General features: G+C 70.8%; 9 protein-coding genes. 5 read left to right on the forward strand and 4 right to left on the reverse strand.

Going from position 1 to position 12,689, the window contains the following annotated elements; all coding sequences use genetic code 11:
* Positions 1-92: 92 nt before the first annotated feature.
* The gene (locus ACTMTF_RS05520; protein WP_441109520.1) at positions 93-1,520 is read right to left on the reverse strand and encodes a glycosyltransferase family 39 protein; all 1,428 of its coding nucleotides are present in this window, start codon (positions 1,518-1,520) and stop codon (positions 93-95) included.
* Positions 1,521-1,791: 271 nt separating this feature from the next.
* Between ACTMTF_RS05520 and ACTMTF_RS05525 the strand changes: the two genes are divergently transcribed.
* From ACTMTF_RS05525 to thyX, 4 genes are all read left to right on the forward strand, one after another.
* On the forward strand, positions 1,792-3,924 hold the full coding sequence (locus tag ACTMTF_RS05525; protein WP_441109521.1) for an anthranilate synthase component I: 2,133 nt from the start codon (positions 1,792-1,794) through the stop codon (positions 3,922-3,924).
* Between the two features lie 52 nt (positions 3,925-3,976).
* Complete coding sequence (locus ACTMTF_RS05530) at positions 3,977-5,122, forward strand: amidohydrolase family protein (protein ID WP_441109522.1); 1,146 nt, start codon at positions 3,977-3,979, stop codon at positions 5,120-5,122.
* A 173-nt stretch (positions 5,123-5,295) separates the two neighbouring features.
* Positions 5,296-7,941, forward strand: coding sequence for a M4 family metallopeptidase (locus ACTMTF_RS05535; protein ID WP_441109523.1), 2,646 nt, complete (start codon positions 5,296-5,298; stop codon positions 7,939-7,941).
* Between the two features lie 105 nt (positions 7,942-8,046).
* Entirely contained in the window at positions 8,047-8,757 is a 711-nt protein-coding gene (gene thyX / locus ACTMTF_RS05540) for an FAD-dependent thymidylate synthase (RefSeq protein ID WP_396999472.1), read from the forward strand.
* 46 nt (positions 8,758-8,803) lie between these two features.
* Here thyX and ACTMTF_RS05545 read toward each other — a convergent pair whose 3' ends face one another.
* On the reverse strand, positions 8,804-9,112 hold the full coding sequence (locus tag ACTMTF_RS05545) for a molybdopterin synthase sulfur carrier subunit (protein WP_396999470.1): 309 nt from the start codon (positions 9,110-9,112) through the stop codon (positions 8,804-8,806).
* A 3-nt stretch (positions 9,113-9,115) separates the two neighbouring features.
* The gene (locus tag ACTMTF_RS05550) at positions 9,116-10,195 is read right to left on the reverse strand and encodes a WD40/YVTN/BNR-like repeat-containing protein (protein ID WP_396999468.1); all 1,080 of its coding nucleotides are present in this window, start codon (positions 10,193-10,195) and stop codon (positions 9,116-9,118) included.
* Positions 10,196-10,362: 167 nt separating this feature from the next.
* On the opposite strand from ACTMTF_RS05550, the gene ACTMTF_RS05555 reads away from it, so the two are divergent.
* Positions 10,363-11,154: a helix-turn-helix domain-containing protein gene (locus ACTMTF_RS05555; RefSeq protein ID WP_441109524.1), complete on the forward strand. Its 792-nt coding sequence runs from the start codon at positions 10,363-10,365 to the stop codon at positions 11,152-11,154.
* Positions 11,155-11,160: 6 nt separating this feature from the next.
* On the opposite strand, the gene ACTMTF_RS05560 is transcribed toward ACTMTF_RS05555, so the two are convergent.
* A complete protein-coding gene (locus ACTMTF_RS05560) occupies positions 11,161-12,228 on the reverse strand; it encodes a globin domain-containing protein (RefSeq protein WP_441109525.1) in 1,068 nt (355 codons plus the stop codon).
* Positions 12,229-12,689: the final 461 nt, after the last annotated feature.

The following is a 12,689-nucleotide window of genomic DNA, read 5'->3' on the forward strand; positions in this document are numbered from 1 at the left end:
TTACGCCTACGTCGAGAAGAGTGAAGAGATCTTGTTCGGAAAGCAAGTGCTTAACCCAAACAAAATCTGACATTTCCTGAAATGTGATCTGGTCAACTGAAATGTCGCCATGTGTGCCAGGTGGTGCTCCATGGCTGGTCAAGTCCCCTGCAGAGGTGGATCCGCAGCCCCTGCTCCTCGTTGTCGATGCCGACGCCATTGTCAACTTCGGCCCTCAGCTCACACGTCGAGAACTGCAGGTCGCGGCGCATCGGGCCGATGTCCAAGACGATCGCGACCGTCCCGGACTCGGGCGGCGGGCCGTATTCCCCCAGCTGGTTGTGGCCCGAGTAGACGCGCGGCAGACCGGCACCCGACAGCGAGCCGTACTCGCCGTAATTGGCGGTGACGATCACAGCCCGTGACCGGTCCTCCGGCGACAGCGAGCGCAGGATCCCGCTGACGGCCTCGTTCAGCCGGGGCCACCCGATCGACTCCCGGGCCACCTCGTTGATCGCCGGCACCGGCGTCCTGGCGAGCACGCTCACCGGGATCAGCGGCAGCGCGATCAGCGCGCAGCCCAGCGAGTTCATCGCCACCGACACGACGCCCGAGCGGACCCGGTCCGGGCCCGCCGCCTCCACGCTCACGCAGCCCGCGGCGAACAGCAGCAGGATCAGCCCGGCCGTGTAGTCGAACCGGCCGCCGCTGATGAGCGTGACCGCGGCGGTCACCGGGTACGCCACGGCCAGTGCCCGTACGCGCGCGTCCCGCCACAGCCGCACGAACCCGAACGCGCCGATCACCGCCACCACCGGCCCGAAGAGCAGCAGCTGCATCGGGACGAAGAGCGCCCGCATGCCGTCGCCCTTGTTCTCGCTGAGCGCCGCCGCCATCTCCAGCTGCGGCCAGCCGTGGGTGTGCTGGTAGACCAGGTTCGGCGCGGCCAGCGTCAACGCGACCAGCGCCCCGGCCCACACCCACGGCCCGGCCAGCACCCGGCGCGGCCCCACCGCCAGCAGCCCGCCGGCCAGCCCCAGCACCAGCATCGCGATCAGGTGCTTGTTGTAGGTGGCGAGCCCGAGCACCGCGCCGGCCGCGAGCCACCAGCGGGGGTCGCGCAGCAGCGCCCGCAGGATGAACAGGATCGCCGCCGCCCACAGCGGCAGGTCGAAGCTGACCGTCAGCATCGTGTGCCCGGCGATCAGCGTGTACGCCCCGCCGGCCGTCCCCGCCGCCGCCAGCGCCTGCGCCACGCGGCCGCCGCCGAGCTCGCGCGCGATGAGCGCCATCAGGAACACCAGGACCACGACGGACAGCGCCGGGAACACCCGGATCGCGGTGATGCCGTCACCGAACAGCGCGATGGCCGCCTTGGCCAGCATCGGCGTCAGTGGCGGCTGGTCCACGTACCCCCAGGCGGGATGCTCGGCCAGCACCCGGAAGTACAGCTCGTCGCGGTGGAATCCGTAGCCGGGGCTGAGCACCAGCAGGACGCCGAACAGCAGGACCGCGATCACGGTGACGGATCGCCATGCCAAGGGCTGCCTCATTGGGCCCAAACTAGATCCTTTGTGTGCGTCCTGTCAGTACGGGTTTCACCCCCTTGTCGCCCGGCGTGTCCGCGTTGCGTGATCTTGGCCCAGCGGAGTAATCTGTTCCTCATGCGAAATCGCGCCAGGCTTCAGTGGTGGCGCCGCTTCTAGGCGGCGCGAGATTCGCATACCTCAACGGACGGCCGCCCCGGTGAAGGCGGCCTTTGTCGTGTCCGCCCCCGGGGCTCATCATTTTCGGATACCAAAAGGGGCAGCAGTGGAGACGAGTGGATATACCACCGCCGGAGGCGTCGGCGTCGAGCGCGAAGTGCGCCAGGTGTCGGAGGACGCCCTCGAAGAGATCGTGACGTCCCTGGGCGACAGGCGCGGCGGCGCCTTCTCCTCCGGCATGGACTACCCCGGCCGCTACAGCCGCTGGGCGTTCGGCTACGTCGACCCCTGCGTGGAGCTCGTCGCCAGGGGCCGCACCATCTCGGCCAGGGCGCTCAACGAGCGCGGCAGGGTCGTGCTGCCCGCCGTCTCCTCCTGCCTGCTGGCCGCCGGCAAGCCGGTCGAGGAGCCCACCGCCGACTACGTCGAGGTGCGCGTCGACGAGTCCGAGGACCTGCTCCCCGAGGAGCTGCGCAGCCGCCGGCCCACCGTCTTCACCGCGATCCGCGAGGTCATCGCCGCCTTCAAGGGCGACGACCCCCACCTGGGCCTCTACGGCGCGTTCGGCTACGACCTGGCCTTCCAGTTCGAGCCGATCAGGCAGGAGCTCGTCCGCCCCGACGACCAGCGCGACCTCGTCCTGCACCTGCCCGACCGGCTCGTCGTCATCGACAGGCAGCGCGAGACCTGCGTCGACATCCGCTACGAGTTCACCGTCGACGGCGCCACCACCCGCGGCCTGGAGCGCACCGGCGAGTCCACCCCTCTCGTCACGCCCGCGCAGCTGCCGCCGGACCCGGTCAGAGGCGACTACGCCAAGGTCGTCGCCGCGGCCAAGGAGCGGTTCAAGCGCGGCGACCTGTTCGAGGTCGTGCCCGGCCAGGTCTTCCACGCCACCTGCACCGACCCCGCGGCCTTCTACCGCAGCCTGCGCCAGAGCAACCCGGCCCCGTACGAGTTCATCATCAGCCTCGGCGAGGGCGAGCACCTGGTCGGCGCGTCGCCCGAGATGTTCGTCCGGGTCACCGGCGACCGGGTCGAGACCTGCCCGATCTCCGGCACGATCGCCAGAGGCGCCAACCCGGTCGAGGACGCCGAGGCCATCCGCACCCTCCTGACCAGCGTCAAGGAGGAGTCGGAGCTGACCATGTGCACCGACGTCGACCGCAACGACAAGTCGCGCGTCTGCGTCCCCGGCACGGTCAAGGTCATCGGCCGCCGCCAGATCGAGCTCTACTCACGCCTGATCCACACCGTCGACCACATCGAGGGCCGGCTGCGCCCCGAGTTCGACGCCCTGGACGCCTTCCTGACCCACATGTGGGCCGTCACGGTCACCGGCGCGCCCAAGACCTGGGCCATGCAGTTCATCGAGGATCACGAGGCCACCACCCGCAGGTGGTACGGCGGCGCGATCGGCTTCATCGGCTTCGACGGCTCCATGAACACCGGGCTCACCCTGCGCACCGCCCAGGTCAAGGACGGCATCGCGACCGTGCGGGCCGGCGCCACGCTGCTGTTCGACTCCGACCCGGAGGCCGAGGAGCGCGAGACCGAGCTCAAGGCCAGCGCCCTGCTGGGCGCGCTCGCCGCCGTCAACGAGCCCGAGGCGGTGCCCGTCACCGTGCCCAGGCAGCAGCCGGGCCAGGGCATGAAGGTGCTGCTCGTGGACCACGAGGACTCTTTCGTCAACACCCTGGCCGACTACTTCCGCCAGGAGGGCGCCGACGTGGTGACCCTGCGCCACGGCTTCCCCGCCCGGACCATCGACGAGATCGGCCCCGACCTGGTGGTGCTCTCGCCCGGCCCCGGCTGGCCGTCCGACTTCGGCATGTCGGCGCTGATCGACGAGATCTACGCCCGTGAGCTGCCGGTCTTCGGCGTCTGCCTGGGATTGCAGGCGATGGTCGAGCAGGCGGGCGGCAGCCTGGAGCTGCTGGACTACCCCGAGCACGGCAAGCGCGGCCGGGTCGCCCGGCTGGGCGGCAGCGCGCTGCTCGACGGGCTGCCCGAGGAGTTCACCGCGGCCCGCTACCACTCGCTGCACGCCAAGCGGCCCGGGGTCGTCGGCTTCACCCCGACCGCGGTCACGCCCGACGGCAACGTGATGGCGATCGAGGACACCGCCAACCGGCGCTTCGCCGTGCAGTTCCACCCCGAGTCGATCCTCACCGCGGAGGGCGGCGCCGGCGCGAAGGTCATCGCGAACGTCCTGCGGCTTTCCCGCAGGACCGCCTAACTCGTCGGTAAAACGTCCACGGGGCGTGCGGCCAGCCTTTAGAGTCTGCCGCATGCTCCCCGTAGACCTGCCCGACACGGTGCGTGAGGCCCTGCTCGCCCCGCTCGTCGACCACGCCTGTCACGGGGTGCGCCGGGACGAGCTGTCCAGGGCGCAGTTCGAGCTGCTCATCAACGAGGGGGCGAGCCCCGCCCCGCCCGGCACCACCCACTTCGACACCCCGATCGGCGCCGGCATCCGCCGCTGGTGCGCGCCCGTGCTCGGCCTGGAGCCGCACGCGCCACCGGCCGTCTACGTGAGCCGCCGCGCCGAGCTCGGCGCGGCGGAGGCCAACCGCCGCCTGCTGCAGGCGGCGGGCGTGGTGGTGTTCCTGGTGGACACCGGCGTGGAGAGCGTCGACCTGCTGTCGGCCGCCGAGATGGGCCGGGGCGGCGAGGCGGCGGCCGACGAGATCGTCAGGGTCGAGCAGATCGAGCAGGACGTGGCCGAGATGGCGCAGGTCGCCGTCGACTACATGGACAGCCTGGGCGAGGAGCTCGCCGCCAGGGCGGTCCGGGCCGTCGGGCTGAAGACGGTCGCCGCCTACCGGCTCGGCCTCGACTTCGACCCGTCCAGGCCGAGCCGCGGCTCGGTGATCGCGGCGGCCAACCGGCGGCTGTCGGACCCCAAGCGGCGGCTCAACGAGCCGGTCCTGCTGCGCCACCTGCTCTGGACGGCGGTCGACGTGGCCAGGGAGCGCGGCCTGCCGATCCAGTTCCACACCGGGTTCGGCGAGTGCGAGGCCGACCCGCACCGCGCCGACCCCGCCCGGCTCGCCGGCTTCGTCCGGGCGCTCCAGCCGCTGGGCGTGCCGATGGTCCTGCTCAACGGCTACCCCTTCCAGCGCCAGGCCGCCCATCTGGCCCACGCCTTCCCGCACGTCTACCTCGACGCCGGGCCCGCGTTCGCGCAGACGGGGGCGGGCTCCGCGCGGCTGGTGGAGGAGTTGCTGGAGCTGGCGCCGTTCCACAAGCTGCTGTTCGGCTCCGGCTGCCGGGGCGTGTCGGAGACCTGTTTCCTCGGCGCGCTGCACTTCAGGCGGGCGCTCGGCAGGGCGTTCAAGGCGCGGCTCGACGAGGGCGAGTGGAACGCGGCCGACGCCTCCAGAATCGCCCACATGATCGGCTCCGGTAATGCCCGTCGGATATACCGACTTTAAGGCCATATTTCAGGGTTGATCCGCGCGACCTGCCCTTTCGGTGTTTTTTCCTGTTTCGTACGAGCATTAATCGCTATTTCCGTACATTGGTGATCGAATTGTTATTTGTCGGTCAGTCAAATCTGCTGTCATGATCAGGGCGCCAGACCCCCTACGCCACACCAGGAGGTGTCGTGTCCTGGCGCCCCATCACCCTCACGGCCGTCGCCGCGCTGGCCGCCGCGCTGGCCGTACCCGGAACCGCGGTCGCGGACGACCCACCACCACCCCAGGTGGAGTCCCGTGCCGGCACCGAGGCCCCCGCCGAGGTGAGCGGCCTCGCCGAGCCCGCCGGGGCGGGAGACCTCGTCCAGGCGGCCAAGGCGCACCTGGAAGACCCGCGCTACCACCTGGACCCCGACGACCTGGTGCCTCTCCAGACGATCACCGACGGCCCGGACCGGACGGTCAGGTTCGCCCAGCGCCACCGGGATCTGCCGGTGTTCGGCGGCCAGTACCTCGTCCACTTCACCGACCGGGACGGGCAGCGGGTGGTCACCGGGGCCGGCGGCCGCTTCCTCACCGAGCTCAGCGTCGACCCGACCCCGACGGTCACCGCCGAGACGGCCGGCAAGCTCGCCCGCAACCTGCTGATCAGGAACCGGGTCGCCCGGGAGAGCGTCGAGGCGGGCGCCGGCGAGCTCGTCGTGGTGCCGCGCGGCAGCGGCGTGCTGGCCTGGCGGATCCCGCTCAAGAACCACGACCGCGCCGCCAAGCGGCCCATCCTGCGTGACGCCTACGTGGACGCCCGCTCCGGCGCCCCGCTGTTCGCCGTCGACAGGCTCCACTTCGAAGGCCCCGTACAGGCGACCGGTCAGAGCGCGCACGGCGAGCAGCGCACGCTCAACGCCTACCAGCGCGCCGACGACGCCTACGAGCTGCGCGACCGGGCCCGCCCGATGTGGAACGGCGGCACCGGCGAGATCCTCACCTACGACGCCGCCGGCCGCGACGTCTTCGACTACCTGGAGCCCGGCATCCCGGCCGGCACCGAACCGGCCCGGTCGCCCACCCAGGCCTTCGGCCCGGCGCACACCGAGAGCGGCGCGGTGGACGCCCACCATGGCGCTGGTGAGGTGTACGAGTACTACCGGCGGCTCGGCCGCGAGGGACTGGACGGCAAGGGCGGCACCATGCACTCCGTCGTCAACGTCACCCTGTCCGGTGAGCCGTTCGCCAACGCGTTCTGGGACGGCACCAAGATGGTCTACGGCGGTGGCGGCCCCGACTACCACTCCTTCGCCGCCGGCCTCGACGTGGTCGGGCACGAGATGACGCACGGAGTGATCACCAACAGCGCCGACCTGGTCTACCTCGGCCAGTCGGGCGCGATGAACGAGGGCCTGGCCGACTACTTCGGCAACGCCATCGAGACCGACGCGCTCGGCATCCCCCTGTCCGACCCGGACGCGAGCCTGCTGGGCCAGGGGATCTGCAGGACCGCCGCACCCGCCGAGTGCGCCATCCGCGACCTCGACGACGACCGGAACGCCGTCGAGGACTACCTCGGCGTCACCGTCAGCCTCGACAGCGGCGGCGTGCACCTCAACTCCACGATCTTCTCCGGCGCCCTGTGGGACATCAGGGAGCGGCTCGGCGGCGACAAGACCGACAAAATCGTCTACAAGGCGCTGACGGAGTACATGACGCCGCTCGACGACTTCGTCGACGGCCGCCGCGCCGTCGAGTCCGCCGCCCGCGCGGCCCGGCTGCCCGCCCGCGACCGGATCACCGTCGCGCGCGCCTTCGAACGGCACGGCATCACGCCCGGCTGGGACCGGCGGATCGGCACCGACAGCCGCGTCCTGGTCGACGGCCTGACCGACGCCTTCGTCAAGCCTGACGTGGCGGGGGACAGGTACGTGGCGGTCAACTCCGACGCTGACGCCACCGGGCCCACCTCCGTCCTCACCGGGCGCGTACGCGGCGGTAAGGCGGTGAAGCTGTCGGACAACGACCAGTGGAACACCGCGCCCGCGACGGACGGCCGCCGGGCCGTCTGGGTCTCCTTCGACGACGCGCAGACCAGCTTCCAGATCCTGTCGCGCCCCCTCGACGGCCGTTCCCCGGCCACCACCGTGCACGAGACGACCAGGCTGGTGGCCTCCGTGGTGGTCTCCGGCGACGACCTCGCCTGGGAAGAGGCCGATCTGAACACCGGGGAGTCCCAGGTCTGGCTGAAGCGCGGCACCGGGGAGCCGGTCAACGTCTCCGCCGAGGACGGCGCCCAGGGCCTTCAGCCGTCGCTCACCGCCGGCAGGCTGGCCTACCTGCGGTGGGCGGTCCAGGACGGCGTCCCGCACACCACCCCGGCCGTCCACGACCTGGCCACCGGTACGCGGACCGTGCTGCCCGAGGTGCCCTCCACCGGCGACACCCCGTCGGCGTCGGCGGTGCCCGTCCTTACCTCGCGGCACCTGGTCTGGCTCGTGGACACCGACGGCGACGGCACGTACGGCGTCATGCGGGCCGCCGCCGACGGCACGAGCGCCACCGCGCTCGTCCCCGACGGGCCGGAGCTGGGCTTCCCCACCTGGCTGGACGCCAGCGACTCGGCCGTGACCGTCGGGCTCTTCACGAGCTTCGGCGTCGAGGACAACGCCGGCCTGCCCAAGCTGTTCCAGGTTCCGCTCAACGGCGGCACGCTCCAGCGTTACTCCTGCAACCGAGGTGATCAGTACCTGTTCGCCGCCGGTGACGGCGCCCGAGCCGTCTGGCTCGACGGCACCGCGGCCGACACCGATCTCGTCACCCGCCCCGGGCCGGCCCGCCGCTGCTGACCGGCCCGCCCGACCGCTCGCCCGACCCGCCTGCCGTGTCCCGTGACCGGGGTGCGGCAGGCGTACGATGGCGGGCGGCCTGTTCGCAGACGGAGGGATCGACGAGTGCGTTTTCTGGACGACGTGACGGTGGAGCTGGTCAAGCACAGCGCCGCGGACACCGATGTGCTGTGGGCGGCGCGGGTGTCCACGGCGGGCGAGCAGTCACTGGAGGAGCTCGGCAAGGACCCTGAGCGCTCCAAGGGGCTGATCAACTTTCTGATGCGCGACCGGCACGGCAGCCCGTTCGAGCACAACTCCATGACCTTCTTCGTCAGCGCGCCGATCTTCGTCTTCCGCGAGTTCCAGCGCCACCGGGTGGGCTGGTCCTACAACGAGGAGAGCGGCCGCTACCGCGAGCTCCAGTCCGCCTTCTACGTGCCCGGCGCGGCGCGCAAGCTGGTGCAGGAGGGCAAGCCGGGTCACTACGTCTTCACCGAGGGCACCCCCGAGCAGCACAAGCTCGTCACCGAGGCGATGGAGGGCGCCTACCGCCAGTCCTACGCCGCCTACCAGGAGATGCTGGAGGCGGGCGTGGCCCGTGAGGTGGCGCGCGCCGTGCTGCCGCTGGGGGTGTTCTCCACGATGTACGCCACCTGCAACGCCCGCTCGCTCATGCACTTCCTGTCCCTGCGCACCCAGCACGAGCAGGCCAGGGTGCCGTCGTTCCCGCAGCGCGAGATCGAGATGGTGGCCGAGCGGATGGAGGCGATCTGGGCCGGGCTGATGCCCCTCACCCACGCCGCCTTCATCGCCAACGGCCGAGTCGCCCCCTGACCCACCCCCTGGCCCACCGCCCTGCCCGCCGCCCCGGCCCAGCCGGTCAGGCGAGCGCGGGCAGCACGTAGACCTCCGCGCCCGGCGGCATCGCACAGTCGAGGCCGCCGAGGCCGCGGGAGTTCTCGCCGCACACGATCATGCTGATGTGCCGGCGGATGCGCCCGTACTCGTCACGGATGCGCTCCTCCAGCAGCGGGTGGGTACGGCGCAGCATGTCCAGGGCCGAGCCCAGGGTGGGCGGGGAGTCGCGGTCGGCGCCGACGGCGAACACCTTGACCTCGGTGCGCCCGCTGACCCACCGGCGCAGCGAGCTGGGCAGCACGAAGACCACCATCATCACGGATTTGGCCATGGCTCACAGCACCGCCGCGCGCACGGTCAGCACGTCGGGCAGGTGCCGGCCCACCAGCGACCAGGTGTCCCCGTCGTCGCGCGAGCCGTAGACCGCGCCGTCGCGGGTGCCGAAGAACACCCCCGCCGCCGAGGCCGTCATCGCGTCGCGCAGCACGCAGGCGTAGACCGGCTCCTCGGGCAGGCCCCGGTCCAGCGGCTGCCAGGTGTCGCCGGCGTCGTCGCTGCGGTAGACGCGGTAGCGGTGGCCGACCGGGGTGCGGTCGATGTCGGCGTGCAGCGGCAGCACGTAGACGGTGTCGGGCCTGGTGGGGTGGACCACGATCGGGAAGCCGAAGTCCGACGGCAGCGGCGAGCCGATGTCCTGCCAGGAGGCGCCGAAGTCGTCGCTGCGGTAGACGCCGAAGTGGTGCTGCAGGAACAGGCGCTCGGGCCGGGACGGGTGCATGACGACCTTGTGCACGCACTGGCCGTACTCGGGATACTGCTGCCCCTCGGGCATGAACGGCGCGCGGATGCCCTGGTTGGCCGCCTCCCAGGTCAGGCCGCCGTCGCCGGTGCGGTAGAAGCCGCCGGTCGACACCGCCACGCCCATGATCAGCGGGTCGGACGGGTGGGGGATGATCGTGTGCAGGCAGAGCCCGCCGCCGCCCGGCTGCCAGTGCGGCCGGTGCGGGTGCTCCCACAGCCCTTCGACGAGGTCGTAGGTGACGCCGCCGTCCTGCGACCGGAACAGCGCGCCCGGCTCCACGCCCGCCCAGACCACGTGCGGCTCCGACGGGGAGGGGACGAGCTGCCACACCCGGGTCAGGGTCGCCCCGGTCCGCCCGGGGAAGGCGATGGGCGCCCGCTCGGCCTCCTGCCAGGTCTTGCCGAGATCGTCGGAGTACATCACCGAGGGGCCGAAGTGGCCGTACTCGATGGCCGCGAGGAGACGGGGGGTGGTGCCGCGGGTGTCGATCGCCACCGCGTGCACCGCGACCGTGGAGAACTGGATCGGCTCGAGCTCGAAGGGTCCGCCGCCGGACGAGCGGGCGAGGAACAGGCCCTTGCGGGTGCCGATCGCGAGCATTGCGTCAGTCATGGCATCGCTCCCATGTTCGCTTCCGGCCATCGTGCCACGCGGTTGTCCGCGCCGCCGAGGACTGGGCGTTTCGTCGCATCAAGACGGCCGGCTCCGGCGTGTCGCCGTCCCTTGATGACCTGAGAGGTAATCGTCGCAGTTCCCACTGACAGATAACGTTGCTGGACATGGGAGCGCTGGCCGTACAAGAAGAGACTTTCGGTGATCTGCTGCGATCGTGGCGCCAGCGGCGCCGGGTGAGTCAGCTCGATCTGGCGATCGACGCCGACGTGTCGTCCCGGCACATCAGCTTTCTGGAGACCGGGCGGGCCCGGCCGAGCCGGGAGATGGTGATCAAGCTGGCGGAGGAGCTGGAGGTGCCGCTGCGGCACCGCAACAGGTTGCTGGTCGCCGCCGGGTTCGCGCCGGTGTTCCCCGAGCGCGAGGTGCACGACCCGCGGCTGCGGTCGGTGCGGGAGGCGCTGGACAAGATCCTGGCCGGCTGCGAGCCGTACCCCGCCCTGGTCGTGGACGCCGGGTGGAACCTGGTGGCGGCCAACTCGGCGGCCGCCATGTTCATGGACGGCGTGCCGGCCGAGCTGCTGGAGGAGCCGGTCAACGTGATGCGCCTGTCGCTGCACCCCGACGCGATGGGCGGCAGGCTGGTCAACCTCGCCGAGGTGCGGGCCCACCTGCTGCACCGGCTGCGCAGGCAGGCCGAGATGTCGGCCGACGGAGGTCTGGCCGATCTGCACGACGAGCTCGCCGGCTACGTCTATCCGGGCGTGAACCTCAACGTGGCGCACGTCCCCGGCCCCGCCGACATCCTGGTGCCGTTGCGGATCAGGCACGGCGGCACGACCCTGTCGATGTTCACCACCCTCGCCACGTTCGGCTCGCCCGTGGACGTGACGGTCTCCGAGCTGGCCATCGAGATGTTCTGGCCCAACGACGAGGAGACCGCCGCCGCCTTCAGGTGAACCCGTTCACCGCTCGGAGTGCACGACGTCGCGGTGCACGCGCGACAGCGGCACGCCGTCCGTCCGCAGGCGGGAGACCGTCTCGTCCACCATGGCGGACGGTCCGCACACGTACACCTCGTGCTCGGTCCAGGAGCGCAGGCGTTGCGTCACCTCCGGCAGGCGGCCGCGCATCCCGTCGTAGGCGGGCTCGTCCGAGACCACCGGCAGCACCTGCAGCCAGGGGAAGGACGACTCCATCCGGATGAGGTCCGGCAGGTCGTACAGCTCGGCCGAGGTGCGCGCGCCGAACAGCAGGTGGATGCCGGGCCGGCGGCCTGAGGCGATGACCTGCTCGACGATCGCCTTCAGCGGCGCCAGCCCGGTGCCGCCCGCCACGAACAGCAGGTCGCGGGGGCTGTCCTCCGGTGGCGCCATCGTGCCCATCGGCGGCCCGAGCATGAGCGTGTCGCCGACGCGGGTGTCCCTGATCAGGGTGCCGGAGACCCACCCGCCGGGCACCGAGCGCACGTGCAGCCGGATCGAGTTGTCCTCGCGCGGCGCGTTCGCGATGGAGAACGTCCGCCACACCCGCGGCCAGCGGGAGACCTGCACGTCGACGTACTGACCGGCGGTGTACGGCAACGGCTGCGTGGGGCGCAGGGTGATGACCGCGATCTCGTCGTGCGGGCGCCGGTGCTCGATGACCTCCGCCAGCCACCACGCGGGGGAGACTCCCGCGTCGGCCTCGGCGGACTCGATCATGATGTTGGCCGCCGCGGTGTAGGCCGACACCCACGCGGCCTCGATCTCGTCGTTCCAGATCTCGACGGCGAAGCGCCGCACGGTGGCCAGCATGGCCGTGCCGATGGCGGTGTAGTGCTCGGGGGTCACGCCGTACTTGCGATGGTCCCTGCCCATCTGGCTGAGGAAGGACGTCAGGCTGCCCGGACTGTCCAGGCTCCACACGACGCGGGTCAGCGCGCCGAAGAGCCGGTCCCGCTGTACGTCCAGGGCGGGCGGGAACATCCCGCGCAGATGCGGGTTCTCGGCGAACAGCCGACCGTAGAAGTAGGCGGCCGCCTTGTCGGCCACCGGCTCGATGAGGGAGAAACTCTCTTTTACCAGACGCGGATTTATCGACATATACCCAACCCGTCCTCTTGACCGGAGACAACTCCGATCGTCGTGGCCCACCTCCCTGGCGGTTCCGGGTGATGAGCGTCCGGCGGACCCCGGCGCGTCCGAGCGCTCGAATCAAGTGTTACACCGCCTTCCTTGCCTCACAACCGATTCGCCCTAATGGCGGGCACGTCTGAACTGTCCGTAACGACGCCACCATTCGCCTGGCCGGGTTGCGGTCCGGCAAAGTGAATAAGAATTGCATTCGCGTTCATCGTGAAAAGCGGTCTTATCTGATAATTCGTGGCGGCTTCATCGCCCACCAGCCCTCCTGGCGACGCCTGCCCGGTTCGGACACCGGGATCGAGAGAGGCAGGGGGAAGGAGATCTGCGGGAGAAGCGACATAACCGAAATGGAGTGCGTCATGATGGGC

This window comes from Nonomuraea sp. ZG12 (genome assembly GCF_052068115.1).
Lineage (GTDB): Bacteria > Actinomycetota > Actinomycetes > Streptosporangiales > Streptosporangiaceae > Nonomuraea.